The following is a 17,333-nucleotide window of genomic DNA, read 5'->3' on the forward strand; positions in this document are numbered from 1 at the left end:
GCCGCGTGAATCGCCACCGGGGCTGCCCCACGGTGAGCCGTTGTCCATGTTCATGCGCACCGGCAAACCGTAGCGACGGAAGGTCTCCGTTAGGGTGCGCTGTACGGTGGCACCGCGCATGTCCGGCGTAGCCTGCAGGACCAGGTTGTAGCGCGAGTGGTCATCGAGCACGGTCAGCGGATCACAGCGGCCTGTGCCCACGGCGATCGTGCCCTTGAAATCCATCTGCCACAGATCATTGGGCGAGGCATGCTCGAAGCGCTGCCAAGGCTTGGGCCCACCCGCAACCTGGCTGCCGGGCATCAGGCCGTGCCGGCGCAGAATATGGGTGATGGTGCTGGGTGCCGGGACCTCGTCATGCCCCTGATTGAGCAGCACGCGATGGAGCTTGCGGCCGCCCCAACACGGGTGCTGCTGGCGCAGTGCCACCACAGCACGTTCGCACACCTCGGCCGTCTGCATCGGGGAGCATCGAGGGCGCCGTGACCGATCGATCAAAGGCTCGCTGGCGGCCTCGCGGCGCAACCATTTGTACGCTGTCTTGCGACTGATGCCAAAACGATGGGCCAGCTCAGTCACGCTGATGCCGTGGCCTTTGGCCAGGGCGACAAATTCACTACGAAGGGACATCGGTGTGGCTTCCTTCCAGGGCATGGAACGACACCTCGATCAGGCAATGAACTCCTGCCGAGGTGTAACCCATGTCTTGGCACGTCTGTTACCCGTGTCTCCGGTCTATACACCACACAAGAGAAAAGTGACTCGCCCTCCGCAGGAGGACGAAACGCTCTTGAGCTCTCAAGGTTTGAGGCTTTGAGGCTTTGAGGCTTTGAGGCTTTGAGGCTCTGAGGCTTTGAGGCTCTGAGGCTCTGAGGCTCTGAGGCTCTGAGGCTCTGAGGCTCTGAGGCTCTGAGGCTCTGAGCCTCTGAAGCTCTGAAAGCCAAACTACAAAGCCAGAGCATCGCGACTGAAGTCGCCCCCACAAAAGCAACAAGAGCAGCAAGGGCGCTGGGTCCCGGCCTGTGCCGGGGTGACGAAAATCAAGCACTCCCGCGAGCACCCGAACCATCACCTCAGCCCCCTCCCAAAAGAAGAGGAGGCAGCGCCGGCAGAGAAAGGTGGTTAGAGCCTGGCGCCACCCATTTTTGGCAGCCCAGCCCCCTCCCCGTACAATCAACCCTTTCCCCCCAAGACAAAGCGTGTGCCCCGGCGCCCGCCAACGAGCCCAATCCCGATGGAAAAGAGTTTCGAACCCGCCCAGATCGAGTCGAAGTGGTATGCGCGCTGGGAAGCCAGCGGTGCGTTCCAGCCGTCGGGCAAGGGTGAGCCGTATTGCATCCTGCTGCCGCCGCCGAATGTCACCGGCACGCTGCACATGGGGCACGCGTTCCAGCAGACCGTGATGGACATGCTGGTGCGCTATCAGCGCATGCGCGGCATGAACACGCTGTGGCAGGTGGGCACCGACCATGCGGGCATCGCCACGCAAAAAATCGTGGAGAACCAGCTGGCCGTCGAGAACAAGTCGCGGCATGACCTGGGGCGCGACGCGTTCATCGAGCGCGTGTGGCGATGGAAGGAGGAGTCAGGTTCCACCATCACCAACCAGATGCGCCGCATCGGTGCCGCCGCCGACTGGTCGCGCGAGCGCTTCACGATGGACGAGGGTCTCTCGGCCGCGGTGCGCAAGGTATTTATCGACTGGTATCGGGCGGGGCTCATCTATCGCGGCAACCGGCTGGTGAACTGGGATCCGGTGCTTGGCACGGCGGTGTCGGACCTGGAAGTGAACAACGTGGAGCGCGATGGCCACATGTGGTCAATTCGCTATCCCGTCAGCGGCAGCGATGAGAGGGTGGTGGTCGCCACCACCCGTCCAGAGACGATGCTTGGCGACGTCGCCGTTGCCGTGCATCCGGACGACGAACGCTATCAGCACCTGATCGGCAAAATGCTGACGCTGCCGCTAAGCGATCGCGAGATTCCGGTGATCGCCGACGATTATGTCGACAAGGATTTCGGCACCGGCTGCGTGAAGATCACGCCGGCGCATGACTTCAACGATTACGCGATCGGGCAGCGCCACAAGCTCGCACCGATCGAGATCTTCACGCTGGAGGCGAAGGTCAACGGCAACGCACCGGTGAAATACCAGGGCCTCGACCGCTACGACGCGCGCAAGGCGGTACTGGCTGACCTGGAATCCCTCGGCCTGCTGGTCGAGACCAAACCGCACAAGCTGCAGGTTCCGGTGAGCCAGCGCTCGGACGCGGTGATCGAGCCGATGCTCACCGACCAGTGGTTCGTCGACCTCACCTCGGACGTGCAGCAGGATGGACGTCCAGGTGGCCGCAAGGCGATCACCGAGCCGGCGCTGGACGCGGTGCGTTCGGGCGAAATCAAGTTCGTGCCGGAGAACTGGACGACGACCTACACGCAATGGCTGGACAACATCCAGGACTGGTGCATCAGCCGCCAGCTGTGGTGGGGTCATCGCATTCCGGCGTGGTACGACGAGTCCGGCCATATCTTCGTGGGCGAAGACGAGGCGGACGCGCGCGCGAACGCGACCGTCGCACCCGTCGGTGCGTTGCGCCAGGACGATGACGTGCTGGACACCTGGTTCAGTTCCGCACTGTGGCCGTTCTCGACGCTGGGCTGGCCAGCTGATGGCCCGGTGAAGAACGAGCGTGGCGAGGTCGTCGCGAACTGGGAAAACGACAAGATCTTCCTGCCCAGCGCAGTGCTGGTTACCGGTTTCGACATCATCTTCTTCTGGGTCGCCCGCATGGTGATGGCGACCAAGTACTTCACCGGCCAGGTGCCGTTCCGCGAGGTCTACATCAACGCGATCGTGCGCGACGCGGAAGGCCAGAAGATGTCCAAGTCCAAGGGCAACACGCTGGATCCGCTGGACCTGATCGACGGCATCGAGCTGGAGCCGCTGGTGGAAAAATCCACCAGGTCGCTACTGATCCCGCAGGTGCGCCAGAAGGTCGAGAAGCGCATCCGCAAGGATTATCCGGACGGCATCCCGTCGATTGGCACCGACGCACTGCGCTTCACGTTCGCTGCGCTGGCCAGCTACAGCCGCACGATCAACTTCGACATCAAGCGTGCCGAAGGCTACAAGTCGTTCTGCAACAAGCTGTGGAACGCATCGCGGTTTGTGTTGATGAATTTGGAGCCGGGTGAGGGTTCGGACGAAGCCGCAACTTCCGGCGCGCCCGCACCCTCATCCGTCGCTTCGCGCCACCTTCTCCCGCAGGAAGAAGGGAAACTGCCGGTGACCGAGGCGGAGCGCTGGATTCTCACCCGGCTGAAGCAGACGCTCACCGATGTCGAACAGCACTTCGTCAGCTACCGCTTCGATTACCTCGCGCAGGAGCTCTACGAATTCGTCTGGAACGAGTTCTGCGACTGGTTCCTGGAATTGTCCAAGCCGGCGTTGAACGGTGATGACACCGCCGCTGCGGCCTCGACCCGCCACACGCTGCTGGTGGTGCTGGAAAGCGTGTTGCGCGCGCTGCATCCGGTGATCCCTTTCATCACCGAGGAAATCTGGCAGGCCGTGGCGCCGAAGCTCGCACTTGCCGAAGGCAGCCTGATGCAGCGCCCGTGGCCAAAGGCCGAAGAGATCGTTGCTGACGACGCTGCGACGGCCGAAATCGAGTGGTTCAAGAACGTGCTCAGCGGCATCCGCAAGATCCGCTCGGAAATGAATATCTCGCCCGGCAAGACCATCCCGCTACTGCTCGCCGATGGCGACGCCAGCGATCGAGCACGCGTGGCAAAGTTCGCCGCACAGATCAGCTTCCTCGCCCGCGTCGAATCACCACAGTGGATCGAAAGTGGCGCTGACGAGCCCGCCGCTGCCGCCGCCGTGGTGGGTTCGCTGCGCGTGATGATTCCCCTCGCCGGCCTGATCGATCTCGGCGCCGAGAAGCTACGCCTCGGCAAGGAAATCACCCGCATCGAAGTCGAAATCAAAAAGTGCGAAGGCAAACTCGGCAACGCCAACTTCGTCGCCAATGCACCGGCAGAAGTGGTCACGCAGGAACGCCAGCGCATCACTGACTGGAACATCACGCTGACCGCCCTGCGCGAACAAGAGCAAAAGCTGGGCTGAAGTCGCACATTTAATGGCCCAAGCTTTCAGCTTTCAGCTTTCAGCTTTGAGCTTTGAGCTTTGGGCTTTGGGCTTTGGGCTTTGGGCTGCCTTTGGCTCGTAGCTCGCGGCTCTTTCAAGAGTGCGCGCAGGACGCGCGCCGCTCTACCCGGGGCCCCTGTGCGGCGGTGAGGTGGGGTCGACAGGCCCGCAGGGGGATCGACATGGATGTCGATCCCTTTTCGTCAGGACAGGAGTCCTGTCGAAAAGCCCGGCCCCGCCTCACGGACTTGCCGGGCAGGGATGCCCGGCAAGCGCCAAGCGGGGTGGCCTTCTCTTTTGGTTACTTTTCTCTTGGCCACACAAGAGAAAAGTGACTCGCCCTCCGCAGGAGGGTGAAACGCTCTCAAGCCCTGAAGCAAGCAAGCCAGGCAACCAAGCCAAAGCATCGCGACTGAAGTCGCTCCCACAAGGGCAACAAGCGCAGCAAGGGCGCTGGGCCCCGGCCTGCGCTGGGTGATGAAGAATTAGCAGTCCCGCGAGCACCCGCCCCTCACCTCAATCCTCTCCCCAAAAGGGAGAGGAGGCGAACGCTGAGAGCACTTTATTCAAAACCGCGAAGCGCGCTACGCAGGCAGCAGCTCCAGCGCCATCACAATCGCATCCTCACGCCCGTTCCTCGCCGGGTAATAGCGCGGCCGTCGGCCGATCTCGTTGAAGCCCACCGATTCGTATAGCGTCTTCGCCAGCGGGTTCGATGGACGTACCTCGAGGAACAGGCGCTCGGCACCGTGCCAGCGAGCGATGTCCAGCAACCGGCCCAGCAGATGCCGGCCCAGCCCCTGCCCGCGAAACGCCGGGCCAATGCAGATGTTGAGCAAATGTGCTTCGCCGGCACCGATCGACAGGATGCCGTAGCCGGCGATTGCCGCACCCATGCACAGCACCCAACAGGGGTGCCCGGTTTTCAGGCAGTCGCCGAAAATGCCGATCGACCAGGGAAATTCGTAGGAGTCAGTTTCCATCGCGCTGACCACCGCCAGATCCTCGATGCGCATGGTGCGCATCTGGGCAACGGGGCGAACGACGGCGGCCATCGCGGTCAGCCGTCCGTTGGAGCCAGCCCACGGCGCAAACTGCGCAGTGCGCTCCACAGCCGTCGTTTGGCATCCGCACGGGTCAGTACGAGGGCCGGTTCATCGGCCAGCACGATCTGCGCGCGTTGCATCACCTCGGGCGACAACGTACGCCCCAGTGCATGTGCCTGTGCCTCGCCGAACACCAGATAGGCCCGCGCCTCGGGCACGTTCGCGGCAAGTTGTCCGCCACTTACGGTGATTCGTGCAGCGCGCGCCAGCAGCGCGCCAAAAGCACTGAACGCGCGCCCGAGCAAATCGAGCTCGCGCGTGCTGCAACCCTCCGGCAATACCACCACGCAGGCGACTCCCGCGCCGATGTCCACTGCTGCATCGACGGCCCGACCCGACTCGGTCACTCCCGCCGCATCGTCCGGTACTACACGCCGCACCCATGGGGTCACGCCCAGCGCCTGCAATACGCGGGCGCGATGGCTGGCACTGACGGGCTGGCGGGCGCTCAGGTTCATACCGCGTTGCGCCGTGTCCGGCGCCGATGAGTGGCCAGTCCCCAGATGGTCCATACCGGCCCGGACAACAAATACGTCGTGAATCCGATGAACAGCACCCGCGCCGTATCCAGGATCAGCAGCGCCAGCAGCAGCACGGCAACCACCATCCAGCCAAACGGCACGCGCTCGCGGTCACCCATCGGCAACGATTTGAAGCTGAAGTAGCGAAACCGGCTGACCATCAGCAAGCCGACGACTACCGCCAGTACCGGCGTGATGAAGCAAAACTCGCTACCGTCGAGGCCGAATTTGTCGACGCTCCACACGAACGACATGCAAACGGCGGCCGCTGCCGGGCTGGCCAGGCCCTGGAAATAGCGTTTGTCGGCCACCCCGACCTGGGTATTGAAGCGTGCCAGCCGCAGCGCCGCGCAGGCCGCATAGATGAATGCCGCCGCCCAGCCCAGCTTGCCCCACAGCGGGCCGAAATCCTTCAATGCAGACAACGACCACGTGTACATCACCAGCGCCGGCGCCAGCCCGAAGCTGACCAAGTCGGACAGCGAGTCATACTGCACGCCAAACTCGGTCTGGGTACCTGTAAGCCGCGCCACACGGCCATCCAGGCCATCCAGCACCGCGGCGATGAATACCGCCACCGCCGCTTCCGTGTAACGCCCGCCGATACTGGCGATAATCGCGTAGAAGCCCGAAAACATGGCGCCGGTGGTCACCAGGTTTGGCAACAGGTAAATACCTCGATGTCGAGGTGGGCGAACTGGCAGAACGTCGCTCATGAATCAATCCGTGACGGGATGCGCGCAGTGTAAACCATCGGGTGCTTGAGTCCGGGCCGCCGGAATGTGATAACTAACCACCTTGCCGCAACCATGATGGAGAGCACCATGCACCGTTCGCTGATCGCCGTGACGCTGCTGTTGTTGGCCCCGCTCGCCAATGCCCAGGTTTACAAGTGGACGGACGCCGGTGGCACCGTGCATTACTCACAATCTCCGCCGGCAGAGGGCACCAAATTCAACAAGGTGAAAACCAATGGCAGCGTGGAACCGCTGGTTGCACCTGCACCTGCACCGGCGGCCAATGCCGCGCAAGCCACGACCGCGCCTGCCGCTCCTGCCGCACCAATAGCGGATACGCCGGAAAACCGCCACACGCTGTGCGAATCACTGAAATCCAATATCGCTGCCCTGCAAGGCAGCGCTCCGGTGGTCATGCAGCAAGGCGACAAATCCACCGCGCTGGACGACAGTCAGCGCAAGGAACAAACGGGTTCGGCCCAGGCCCAATATCAGCAGTATTGCCAGTCCCAATAATCCCTGGGTTCACGCCGCCGACGGGGCTTTCGCTCATGCCGGCGTGCACAGTCATGACAGTGCACGCCGGCAGAACGCTACAATTGGCGTCTTTATCACGCCGGACTGCCCGCATGCGCCTCAGCCAATTTCACCTGGCCACCGTCAAGGAAGTACCTGCCGACGCCGAAATCACCAGCCATCGGCTGATGCTGCGCGCTGGCATGATCCGCAAACTCGCCTCGGGTCTGTATACCTGGTCACCGCTGGGCCTGCGCGTGCTGCGCAAGGTCGAGCACGTGGTGCGCGAGGAAATGAATCGCGCCGGTGCGATCGAAATGCTGATGCCCTCGATCCAGCCGAAAGAGCTGTGGGAAGAAACCGGCCGCTGGCAGAAATTCGGTGGCCAGCTGCTGAAAATCAAGGATCGCAAGCAGCAGGAGTTCTGCTATGGCCCGACCCATGAAGAAGTCATTACCGACTTCGCCCGCAATGAGCTGAAAAGCTACAAGCAGTTGCCGGTCAACTTCTACCAGATCCAGACCAAGTTTCGCGACGAGATCCGTCCGCGTTTCGGCATTATGCGTGCGCGCGAATTCCTGATGAAGGATTCCTATTCGTTCCATCTCACCCAGGAATCGCTGGCCGAAACCTACGCGGCGATGTATCAGGCGTATACGCGCATCTTCACCCGGCTGGGGCTGACCTTTCGTGCCGTGCAGGCTGATACCGGCGCGATTGGCGGCAATGCAAGTCACGAATTTCAGGTGTTGGCCGACTCCGGCGAGGACGCCATCGCGTTTTCCGATGGCTCTGACTACGCCGCGAATCTGGAGAAAGCTGAGGCATTGGCGCCGACGATTGAACGCCCTGCCCTGACTGCCGCCTTGCAACGAGTGGACACCCCTACCCAGAAAACCATCGATGACGTCGCCGGCTATCTCAAAGTGTCGCCGCAGCAATGCGTGAAAACCCTGTTGTTGCGTGGCACCGAGGGGCTGGTCGCACTGTGCCTGCGCGGCGACCATGAAATAAACCAGGTGAAAGCCGGCAAATTGGCGGAATTGCCGGATGAACCCGTACTGGCATCCGAGGAGGAAATCCTCGCCGCCACAGGTACCCGGCCTGGCTTTATTGGTCCAGTCGGCCTGCCCGATTCCATTCCGGTGATTGTTGATCGCGATGCCGCGGTACTCGGCGATTTTGTCTGCGGCGGTAATGCGGACGGCAGTCATTACACCGGCGCCAACTGGTTGCGCGACGCCCAGATCACACGCATCGCCGATTTGCGCAACGTGGTCGACGGCGACCTGTCACCGGATGGTCATGGCGTTCTGCATATCGCTCGAGGTATCGAGGTTGGCCACGTGTTCCAACTGGGCCAGAAATACGCCGAGGCGCTCAACGCAACGGTGGTGGACGACCAGGGCAAGCCTCAGTTGATGACCATGGGTTGCTACGGGATCGGCGTCAGCCGCATCGTCGCCGCGGCAATCGAGCAGCGTCATGACGACGCCGGGATCCTCTGGCCCGAGGCGATGGCGCCGTGGCGGATCGCGGTGTGCGTGATCAATCCGAAGAACACGCCGGAAGTGGCCGAGGCCGCCGAGGCGCTCTATCAGGCATTGAGCCAGCGCGGCATCGAAGCGGTGCTGGACGACCGCGGCCTGCGTCCGGGCGGCATGTTTGCCGATATGGAATTGATCGGTATTCCGCACCGTGTAGTCATCAGCGAGCGAGGGTTGGCTGCCGGCACACTGGAATACCGCGCCCGTAACGAAACAGAAAGCCGCGCCATCGGTCAGGCCGAGCTGTTTGCCCTTCTGGGTTGAGTGCGGCTATACCGTACCAAGAGACAACTGCAACACCGAACTCGTCAATCCGTAAAAGCCGGAATGACGAGTTTGGGGCTTAATTGAATCGTTCCCAGTGGCGTGTTTGCGTAGTGTCCGTCACGCGGAAAACACTTTCTCGCACAACACTTATTCAAATTACACGGATCGGCATTAATCATGCCTGATGTTTAAATCATGGTTAACGTCACGATCAAGCTTTACAAGCATTCCGCAGATCAGCGAGAATCAAACCCGCTACAGCTTTCATTGCGTCAGGCTTCTTCCCCAATAATAGCCAGACTGCTCTAACCAGACCGCAAATTACGACACCACCCCCGGGAGTCAATCATGGCCGTCGATATCAAGAGCCTCAATCATGCCCAACTCGTTGATCTGATCAGCAAGGCGCAAGTGCGTCAAACCGAATTGCGCAAGGAAAAGGTCGTCAAGCTGCGCGAGAAAGTGCATGCGCTGATCAAGGCCGAGGGTTATGTCTTCGAAGACATCTTCGGACAGGGGCGCGTCAAGACCCGCCGCAGCACCGGCACGGTAGCACCGAAATACCGCAATCCGGCCAACCCGGAGCAGACCTGGTCCGGCCGCGGCAAGCGTCCGCATTGGTTCAATGATGCGTTGAAAGCAGGCAAGAGGGAAAAGGATCTGGCGATTTAATTGACGCAACCTCATTGTCATGATCCGGGCATGACGTCCTGATCGACAATTGCGCGTAACGTCAACTTCGCATGACAAAAAGCGCCGGCCTCAAGCCGGCGTTTTTTTATTTATGGCAGAACGTCGGGAACCAGCTGATGCATTCCGGGTGGATTGCAAATCCTCTGCCCCGACCTCAAAGCGAGCGGCGTGGCGAAATCAGCAGATCGCCAAACATCAGCCCGGCCACTAGTGAAACCAGCAGCGTCACGAGCAACAGACCGGTATCCATGCCCAGCGTGGTGTCTCGTTCAAGCAGGAAGGACATGCTGCGAAAACCGACGCTACCCGGCACCAGCAGGATGATGCCCGGCTCGCGAATGACCGCGCCCGGCCGCTTCATCCAGCGAGCGTAGACATTGGCGAGCGCGCTCAACAGAAAGCCGCCAAGAAATACGCCAGTCGGCGCACCCGGCAGGGAGCCGGAGATTTGGCCGCCCCAACGCGTTGCGAGATAACCGACGATCACCGCTCCCATCACCACCAGCCAATCCCTGCGGGCCGCACGAAACAGGATCGCGAAGCCGAACGCCCCAACCACCAGCGCGGGATAGTCGACCCAGCCAGGCAGGGGCGACAACGCATAGTCGCGCGCATGGATACCCACTGCGGCACACAGCTGGGTTGCTGCCACCGTGCCGAACGTGAGTTTGAGGAGGGTCGACACCGCCCCACCCATGCGCGCCATGCCGGCCACCAGATGCTGGCTGGAGATTTCGCGCACCGCGGTGGTCAACGACATGCCCGGAACCAGCACGATCAAGCTGGCCAATACCACCGACTTGATCGCCAACGGCACCACGAACGCGCTGACGATGATGGCGACGGCGGTGGCCACCATCGCACTGATCGCCTCGCTAGCGGCCGCCAGCCGAGGTCTACGGGGCGCGAGCACGGTAATCGTGCCGATGATCAGGCCAATGAAGCCCGCGGTCAGCAGGTCCGGCCACGAGCTGTGCAGAAACAGGGCCACCACGCTGGCGGCGGACAAACCATAGGTGGCGATCACCCCGGCCTGCGCACGGCGACCATCGGGACGCCCCAGTTCGCGCAATCGATGAAAGCCTTCACGCAAATCAAGTTCGCCGGCAATCACCTGGTCGGCGATTTCATCTGCCTCGCACAGCCGCCCCAGGTTGACGTCCCCTGGCGCCAGCCGCATCACTTGGGTGGTCTGCGCTATGGCTTCGTCGCTCTGCATCAGGTCGGTGAACGAGACGATGATGGCGGTGGGGCTTGACCACACATCGGCGGTCAGCCCAAGCCGCTGGGCCGCGCCGGCGATCGCCATCTCCAGTCGCGGCGCAGAGGTGCCGTACTGATGCAGCCGCCGCGCCAGCTCCAGCAAAAATGCGATACGGGTATTCAGCGGTGCCGTGGCCAGTGAGGTGACAACAAAGGCAGGATTCATCGGGTGCGCATCATCGTGGCGGGACGCATGCGTGGCGGAAGCGAAGATTTAGAGTGCGCTGTAGACATGCGGTTAGTAGAACTGATTTGGACGTCCATGCCTACCTGCAGCGACGACGCCAAACCACAGCCTGCCTCGGGATGTCCGCCATACCCGGTACGCTGCAACAGCACACGCCTTTCTGCCAGCACTACATGACAAGGAAGAACGCGCCATCGCGGTGGCCTCGAGAGATGCGATCGGTTGGGGCGTCTGGGCTAAACGCCGATGCGGATCGCCGACGCGTCCCGGCTATTGGTAGTTCAGCGTGAAGACCACGCCTGCGTTGGCGGTGCCGGGCGTGACGCTGGAGCCGGTCTGGACATACGAAGCGCTCAACGGAATCGTGTAGTTGCCGGCGGCACCGGCATACCCGGTATAGGTGTTGTATGAGATGAACGCGATGGGGTTGTCGGTGCTCGGGTCCGCAATCCGGATGCCGACCCCGTTGGCGCTACTGGTCGTCGTCAGTTGGGCGACGCCGTTGTTCGTCTGGCCGATGCTGCCATTGTTCGGGCTAAGCGAGTAAGAGATGGAGTTGATTCCCGCCTGGCAAGTGAGCGGTATCACGAATGACTTGTTCGCGAGCCGGCTACCCACTCCCTTGAAGCCAGTCACCGAGTTGTTGTTGCCCATGGGCACGGTCACATCGGCGGTGGTGCAGGTGGGTACGGTCACGACGATCGGCGTGGCGGCGAAGAATACCTGGGTATGGTAGTTATTCCCGTCGGTCACCGGCCTGATGTCCATGATCTGGGCCGCCGACAAAGTGAACGAGCCCGCTGCGATAGGTCCGGTCTTGACGTATCGCGCCCTGATCATCGCGCCCTCACTTTGTATGTACGTCAAACCGTAACTGTGGCTGCCCCCCGAAATATAGCCATTGCCCGTCAAAGCCACTTCACCCGGACCATACGAGGTGGTGCCGCCGAGGTACCCCGTAAACAACAGCACGACGCCAAGACCGCTCACGCCAGTGGGGTACACCGTGTACGAGGCGCCTTGAACCGATATCGTGCTACCGCCCGATATCATCGATTCGGCCTGTATCTGCAGCGGAGAGCCAAAGGCCGCGGTGCAGCTCAATCCGTTCGTGTTGCCCACTGACGCGGTATAGCCGCCAACCCAGCTCCCCACCGGCAGATCAGGTGGAATCGCCGCCGCAGACGGAACGGGAAGTCGGAATGGCCCCGACAACCCACCCACGCAGGTCACACCGGCATGCGCCAACTGACCGACAAACAACATTGCGCAGGCGAAACCTGGTCGAGCCAGGCGCGATGCTGACGACTTGGTCTGCCGACCCGTGGTGAGCGATGCGTTCCGTCGCCCAGTGACCAGCGCGGCAACCATGGCGGCCACCCACCTTCCAAGCGCAGGCCGGAACGAATGACGATGCTTGAAACGATCAGTGGCTTTCATCGGATAAATCTCACGGTGTCGCATTCTTGTTCGGGGAGGCTGCCGCGCTACCCATCTGGACCACATCCAGCAGACACGGCGTGGACACGATCGTGATCGCATTGGGATCACCCTTGGCACCTTCCGGCAGCGTGTAACGCGCGTGGCAACTCTGCGCCAGTGGCCCGTTCCATTTCACGACGACTTCGCCTTGGTTGGACTTGAGGCCGCGCACGATTACGCGGCCGGTCTGGGCGACGGTGCCGATGCTGTTCCCTTCGGCGTCGAATACTTCCGCACCGAACGGCGGCAGCTTGCCGTCGGGGGTACTCAGTCGCAGAACAGCGGAACGGCCCAGGTTTTCGGTTTCGAACTTGAGCCTCACCACGGCGCCTGCAGTGGGCGCCGTCTGCAGCTGAGTGGACTTCAATTCCACGTTGAGTGGCAGGCCCTTGGGGTCGATCTCCACGCTGTTGCGCGAGAACGGCACAACGTTCGCGAGCAGCGCGTGACCCCAACGATCGACCTTCAGGCCGATGTCGTTCGCCACCCGTGCGCCGGCGGCATCCTTGGCCTCGACGATGACCGAGGTCTCGCCCATGCTCGGCGTGAACGCCACGCCACCGCCGTACACCACGAAGCCACCGGAGATACCGGCGCCGGTCTGCGTATAGTCTTGTCCACGGCTCGCCGTGCCCGTAAAGCGTGCGACAGGTGAGACGTAGCTGAGATTCGCGCCCGCGTTGGATGTGCTGCCCGAATCTGTTCCAGTGGCATGCGAGGCATTGAGACCGTAGCCGAAAGCGTTGTCGGTGCCGAGCGTTCCTGACAACGACTCCTGCATGGTGGTTGCACCCATGCTGTCGTGCTGCAGGGTGCTCGTCGAATAAGGACGGTACGCGCCGCTGCCCAACGGAATGCCGACCGTGAACATCACCTGGTCGTCCCAGCGCTTTCTGATGACATCGAACTGCCGTGCCGCCGTTGCGCCAAAGCTGAAGCGCCGGAAATTGTTGTTGTAGCCAAACTGGAACTGGGTATCCCGACCGCTGCGATTCCAGTAGTCCTGCGTGGATGCCGACGCATAGAAGCTGCCATAGCCCGCGGGCAGATCCTGGTTGACCGTGGCCTGCAAACGCCCGCGCGTTCGGTCGATCTGGCCGACACCACCGAGGCTGCGGCCACGGTCGACCTCGCGCATCAGCATGGCGTCCTGCAGACCAAGGTAGCCGTTGCTCGAGTAGCGATAAGCGCCCAGCGTGATGTTCGTGTTGGTGGGCGCCACCAGCTTGCTATAGCTCAGGCGCACGCTTTGCCCCTGCATGTCCGGCGCATTGCGCAGAGACGTATCGGCCTGCGTCACGTCGAGTCCGAGGGCGCCATAGCTGGTATTGAGCGCCACACCGCCCACGGCTGCGGCATATCCGTCGGCAGCCGTCACGCCACCATAGCCTGTCAGCAGGTTCGAGAAGCCGTGCTGCATGGTGGCCTGAGTCAGCCACGGGGTATCGCGCACTGACGGGTTCCGGTACTCACCGGCAGTGACACTGAAACGCGTAACGCCCTGGCGCACTGCGTTGACTGGCGGCGCGAACGGCACCTGCGAGGTGTGCACACTGCCGTCGGCTTCGGTGACGACGACCTGGAGGTCACCGCCGTAGCCGGTCGGGTACAGGTCGTTGATCTCGAAGGCACCTGCACCCACGGTGGTCTCGTAAATGATGTTGCCGTTCTGGCGGATCTGCACCCTGGCGTTGGTATTGGCAATGCCATGGACGACCGGCGCGTAGCCTCGCTGCGACTCCGGATACATGCGGTCGTCAGTGGCGAGCTGCGCACCGCGGAAACCGACGCTGTCGAACATCATGCCGTCAGTGAACGCATCGCCGAGGGTCAGCTGGCTCTTGAGCGGCGCGATGGCGCGCTGCAGACTGGTCTGCACGCTCTGGTAGTGCGTGCCCGTGTCCGAACTGTTGTAGTTGCCAACATGACGGAAGCGCCACGCGCCCACGTTGAAGCCCGCGTTGAGACCGACATAGCTCTGCGTGTCTGTATGCCCGCCCGAGTTGCCGTGATAGACGTTGGCGTTGTAGGCCACCCGGCCGGCCGTTACGCCATTGTCCCAATACGCGGGATCGACGTAACCGCGCGCATGGTTGAGCAGTGCAACCTGGGGCAGGTTGATATCGAGCCGCTGCTCCGACATGTCGAACACTGCCGTCGCATCCGGCACCAGCTGCGACAGCGGCGTGCATGACTCGCCCTGCTCCACCTTCGACGCGGCGTCGGGATTCAGCTTGGAGAGATCCACACCGATACGCTCGAGCAATGCGCGATCGAAGCATGGCTGCACTCCGCCGTCGAAACTGCGCAGATTCACGTCGTTGAGGCCTATCCAGACTTTGTTGAGATACAGATCCGCGCGATATTGCCCCGGAACGAGGACAGCGCCTTTGCTGTAGCGGCTGACGTCGATGACCGTACCGCCGGTACGCATGAAATCGGTGCTGAAGTCGACTTCGTTCACTGCGCTGCCAGACTCGGCGGCCATCGCAACAGACGCGCCGCCAGCCAACGAAAGCATCAATACCTTGCCGGTGTAGATGCCGCATGCAAACAGGCGGGCTTTGTTCCTCTTCCCTGCCTTGTTCTTTTTCATCGAATCAACGCGCAGCTGACGACAGCGACGCATCTCCTTCGGTGATTCCGCCAAAATCGTTGATGGCCCGGTAATGCACCTTGGCCTCGGCCGCAGGTGCGCTCGTTCCTTTCAGTTTGAAGCGAACGGTTTCGCCGGGAGCGACCATGCCACCCTCATCGAATGTGGCGTGCTTGCCGCCCGCACCGACATCCACGCTGGCAAACGAGACATAAAAGGGCGTGGGGTCGCGGATTTCGATTATCTGCGTGGTGCCGTCCTGCACCAGACGCCAGCTCAGCTTCGAGGGAGCGTCCATGGCGCTTCCCTCCAGTCCTGCCGGGCGGAAAAACAACTTGATGCGCGAGCGGATGGCGAACTGCAGGTAGTTGCGGCTGGCCTCGTCGGACTCGCCCGCCTTCGGCGGGATCTCCAGCACGTTGAGCCAGAACACCGATTCCTTGTCTTTCGGCAACGGCTCGCCGGTATAGAGCACACGTAGCGTCTGCGCCTTGTCCGGATCGATACGCGCCACCGGTGGCGTCACCGTAAACGGCACCTGGATGTTGGTGGGTGCGTCCTCGGCCTCGCCCTTGTCGATCCACACCTGGGTGAGTGCCGGCATCTCACCCTTGTTGGTGAGCTTGACGGTCGTTTCGTGGTCCGCGCCGTTGTAAACCACGCGCGTACCCGAAATCACCACGGAAGCATTTGCATTCAGGCCAGCCACCAGACCTGTGATCGCGAGGCTGGCGTGAAGCAACGCACGGAACGTCGACATGGGTTTCACGTAAACACCTTGCACATGGCACTTGAGGGGGAGTGAAGGAGATACAGAACCCTGTCGATGGACGAGGGCCCGAAAGCGGCCGCAGTCGATGACTGCGGCCGTTCTGTCGCGACGTCTTAGTTGAAGACGATCGTGTACACCGCGTTGGAGGTAACGGAACCGGCCGAAGATGCGCCGCCATTGGCGTAATACTGGGCGGTGTACTTCAGCGTCGCGGCACCTGTTGCGTCCGTCACCACCTGCAAGTCGCCCTGGGTGGCAGCGGTGGTCTGGCTCAATGTCATCACCGTGGACGCGGAGTTGAGCAGCTGGATCTGAACCTTGGCAGCCGAGCCGGTGTTGTTCAGTCGGTCAGTGGTGATACCTGCGCTGCCCGCACTGAACAAGGCACGCACCGGAATCAGCGTGGGGCAACTGGTGAGAACGATCTGGAACGGCGTGCTGCCCGCAGTGGTGCCACCCGCGCTCAAGTTTGCCGCCGGCAGGGTCGGCAGGGTCACGGTGATGTTGCCCGAGGTGCCGTTCGTGACAACGCAGGTATCGGCAGTCAGGGCACCATTGAACGTTATGTTTCCGGTGGTGGGAGCAGCCGACGCAAACTGCGAGGCCAGCGCGCCAGCACCGATGACCATGGCAAGGAAGAGCTTGTTGATTTTCATGCGTAGAACCTTCTATCTATGGTGAGAGTCACGGGGAAATTCCGCATTTGGCCAGGGGTTTGTTCGACCTGTGTCGGCAAGGTCGTACCGCCAGCAGACCCTTCGTTCACCACCCTTGGCTGCCTGTGTCGGATGGCTCTGGGAAGTCAGCGATGGGTCGGATCTGACCCCGACATGATGTGATGCCCATCACAGAGCTGATATGAGAAAGGTCTGAATCCCGTATGAGAAAACCCTTAAATCGCGTACCGCCATGGCCTCGTCCGCGCAGTGCATCGACACAACCGTGTGGCAGGCGATAGATACAGCCCTGTTTTTGACAGCCAAAAAAAAGGCCTCTTGCGAGGCCTTGGGAATGACGCCAGATGATGTTTTTTTTCGCGCAGGCGCGCTAAGGCGCGGCACGCACTTTCAGCGTGGTGCCATCGACGGCCACTACTTCCACGGTGCTGCCCAGGGGTAGATCCGGTCCGCTGACCAGCCACTGACCGTCGCCCACGCATGCCTTGCCGCGACCGTTGATGATGGGCTCGATCAGCACATAACGCTGACCGATCATCTGCTCGCCACGACGGTTCAACCGCTCACTGCCCGGTACGCGCCGTTCCAGCCTCGGCCGTAACAGGCGCGCATAGACCAGGCAGGCGGCGAACGCCAGCAGGGCAAACAGCACCGCCTGCGCCAGCAATGCCAGCGACGGCACGAGCCACAACACCACGCCCATCGCCGCTGCCGCCAGGCCGATCCACAACATGAAGTAACCCGGCATCAGGACTTCGCCGGCAATCAATAGCAGCGCCAGGATCCACCACAGGTAATGCGTCGATAGCTCCCACATAA

The 17,333-nt window shown here is 61.8% G+C and carries 14 protein-coding genes; 4 read left to right on the top strand and 10 right to left on the bottom strand.

Translation table 11 applies throughout. The features are described 5' to 3' along the window. On the bottom strand, positions 1-630 hold a 630-nt coding region (locus tag HDE77_RS08240; RefSeq protein ID WP_184416701.1), incomplete at its 3' end, for a DDE-type integrase/transposase/recombinase. A gap of 604 nt (positions 631-1,234) precedes the next feature. On the opposite strand from HDE77_RS08240, the gene HDE77_RS08245 reads away from it, so the two are divergent. Further along, positions 1,235-4,129: a valine--tRNA ligase gene (locus HDE77_RS08245; protein WP_184416702.1), complete on the top strand. Its 2,895-nt coding sequence runs from the start codon at positions 1,235-1,237 to the stop codon at positions 4,127-4,129. A 605-nt stretch (positions 4,130-4,734) separates the two neighbouring features. Here HDE77_RS08245 and rimI read toward each other — a convergent pair. From rimI to HDE77_RS08260, 3 genes are read right to left on the bottom strand one after another with little or no spacing between them, the layout of a single operon-like run. Further along, the gene (rimI, locus tag HDE77_RS08250) at positions 4,735-5,205 is read right to left on the bottom strand and encodes a ribosomal protein S18-alanine N-acetyltransferase (protein ID WP_184416703.1); all 471 of its coding nucleotides are present in this window, start codon (positions 5,203-5,205) and stop codon (positions 4,735-4,737) included. Positions 5,206-5,210: 5 nt separating this feature from the next. Beyond that, positions 5,211-5,714, bottom strand: a complete 504-nt coding sequence (locus HDE77_RS08255; protein WP_184416704.1) for a hypothetical protein — start codon at positions 5,712-5,714, stop codon at positions 5,211-5,213. Next, complete coding sequence (locus HDE77_RS08260) at positions 5,711-6,493, bottom strand: phosphatidylcholine/phosphatidylserine synthase (RefSeq protein ID WP_184416705.1); 783 nt, start codon at positions 6,491-6,493, stop codon at positions 5,711-5,713. Before HDE77_RS08260 ends, HDE77_RS08255 begins: the two co-directional genes overlap by 4 nt. A gap of 108 nt (positions 6,494-6,601) precedes the next feature. Between HDE77_RS08260 and HDE77_RS08265 the strand changes: the two genes are divergently transcribed. The 3 genes from HDE77_RS08265 (at position 6,602) to HDE77_RS08275 (ending at position 9,516) form a co-directional block, all read left to right on the top strand. Continuing rightward, positions 6,602-7,030 carry a DUF4124 domain-containing protein gene (locus HDE77_RS08265; RefSeq protein WP_255482607.1) on the top strand — a complete coding sequence of 143 codons (429 nt, stop codon included), beginning with the start codon at positions 6,602-6,604 and terminating at the stop codon, positions 7,028-7,030. A 113-nt stretch (positions 7,031-7,143) separates the two neighbouring features. Beyond that, a complete protein-coding gene (locus HDE77_RS08270) occupies positions 7,144-8,841 on the top strand; it encodes a proline--tRNA ligase (protein ID WP_184416706.1) in 1,698 nt (565 codons plus the stop codon). Between the two features lie 351 nt (positions 8,842-9,192). Further along, the gene (locus tag HDE77_RS08275; protein ID WP_184416707.1) at positions 9,193-9,516 is read left to right on the top strand and encodes an H-NS histone family protein; all 324 of its coding nucleotides are present in this window, start codon (positions 9,193-9,195) and stop codon (positions 9,514-9,516) included. A 175-nt stretch (positions 9,517-9,691) separates the two neighbouring features. Here HDE77_RS08275 and HDE77_RS08280 read toward each other — a convergent pair whose 3' ends face one another. The 6 genes from HDE77_RS08280 to HDE77_RS08305 form a co-directional block, all read right to left on the bottom strand. Further along, positions 9,692-10,966, bottom strand: a complete 1,275-nt coding sequence (locus HDE77_RS08280; RefSeq protein WP_184416708.1) for a threonine/serine exporter family protein — start codon at positions 10,964-10,966, stop codon at positions 9,692-9,694. Between the two features lie 291 nt (positions 10,967-11,257). Beyond that, positions 11,258-12,427: a fimbrial protein gene (locus HDE77_RS08285; RefSeq protein ID WP_184416709.1), complete on the bottom strand. Its 1,170-nt coding sequence runs from the start codon at positions 12,425-12,427 to the stop codon at positions 11,258-11,260. A 10-nt stretch (positions 12,428-12,437) separates the two neighbouring features. After that, positions 12,438-15,065 carry a fimbria/pilus outer membrane usher protein gene (locus HDE77_RS08290; RefSeq protein ID WP_221444186.1) on the bottom strand — a complete coding sequence of 876 codons (2,628 nt, stop codon included), beginning with the start codon at positions 15,063-15,065 and terminating at the stop codon, positions 12,438-12,440. Positions 15,066-15,069: 4 nt separating this feature from the next. Continuing rightward, the gene (locus tag HDE77_RS08295; protein ID WP_184416710.1) at positions 15,070-15,825 is read right to left on the bottom strand and encodes a fimbria/pilus periplasmic chaperone; all 756 of its coding nucleotides are present in this window, start codon (positions 15,823-15,825) and stop codon (positions 15,070-15,072) included. Between the two features lie 125 nt (positions 15,826-15,950). Continuing rightward, a complete protein-coding gene (locus tag HDE77_RS08300; RefSeq protein ID WP_184416711.1) occupies positions 15,951-16,493 on the bottom strand; it encodes a fimbrial protein in 543 nt (180 codons plus the stop codon). 391 nt (positions 16,494-16,884) lie between these two features. Next, positions 16,885-17,331 (bottom strand): NfeD family protein, encoded by a 447-nt coding sequence (locus HDE77_RS08305; RefSeq protein WP_184416712.1) that lies wholly within the window; start codon positions 17,329-17,331, stop codon positions 16,885-16,887. Positions 17,332-17,333 lie beyond the last annotated feature (2 nt).

The sequence above is a fragment of the Rhodanobacter sp. MP7CTX1 genome (assembly GCF_014205795.1).
GTDB lineage: Bacteria > Pseudomonadota > Gammaproteobacteria > Xanthomonadales > Rhodanobacteraceae > Rhodanobacter.

What these genes read in the sequence shown, in the direction of transcription:
- HDE77_RS08270 (WP_184416706.1), top strand. Translation starts at nt 7,144, where the DNA reads ATGCGCCTCAGCCAATTTCACCTGGCCACCGTCAAGGAAGTACCTGCC.
- HDE77_RS08305 (WP_184416712.1), bottom strand. Translation starts at nt 17,331, where the DNA reads ATGTGGGAGCTATCGACGCATTACCTGTGGTGGATCCTGGCGCTGCTA.
- HDE77_RS08295 (WP_184416710.1), bottom strand. Translation starts at nt 15,825, where the DNA reads ATGTCGACGTTCCGTGCGTTGCTTCACGCCAGCCTCGCGATCACAGGT.
- rimI (WP_184416703.1), bottom strand. Translation starts at nt 5,205, where the DNA reads ATGGCCGCCGTCGTTCGCCCCGTTGCCCAGATGCGCACCATGCGCATC.
- HDE77_RS08265 (WP_255482607.1), top strand. Translation starts at nt 6,602, where the DNA reads ATGCACCGTTCGCTGATCGCCGTGACGCTGCTGTTGTTGGCCCCGCTC.
- HDE77_RS08275 (WP_184416707.1), top strand. Translation starts at nt 9,193, where the DNA reads ATGGCCGTCGATATCAAGAGCCTCAATCATGCCCAACTCGTTGATCTG.
- HDE77_RS08300 (WP_184416711.1), bottom strand. Translation starts at nt 16,493, where the DNA reads ATGAAAATCAACAAGCTCTTCCTTGCCATGGTCATCGGTGCTGGCGCG.
- HDE77_RS08285 (WP_184416709.1), bottom strand. Translation starts at nt 12,427, where the DNA reads ATGAAAGCCACTGATCGTTTCAAGCATCGTCATTCGTTCCGGCCTGCG.
- HDE77_RS08290 (WP_221444186.1), bottom strand. Translation starts at nt 15,065, where the DNA reads ATGAAAAAGAACAAGGCAGGGAAGAGGAACAAAGCCCGCCTGTTTGCA.
- HDE77_RS08260 (WP_184416705.1), bottom strand. Translation starts at nt 6,493, where the DNA reads ATGAGCGACGTTCTGCCAGTTCGCCCACCTCGACATCGAGGTATTTAC.
- HDE77_RS08280 (WP_184416708.1), bottom strand. Translation starts at nt 10,966, where the DNA reads ATGAATCCTGCCTTTGTTGTCACCTCACTGGCCACGGCACCGCTGAAT.
- HDE77_RS08255 (WP_184416704.1), bottom strand. Translation starts at nt 5,714, where the DNA reads ATGAACCTGAGCGCCCGCCAGCCCGTCAGTGCCAGCCATCGCGCCCGC.
- HDE77_RS08245 (WP_184416702.1), top strand. Translation starts at nt 1,235, where the DNA reads ATGGAAAAGAGTTTCGAACCCGCCCAGATCGAGTCGAAGTGGTATGCG.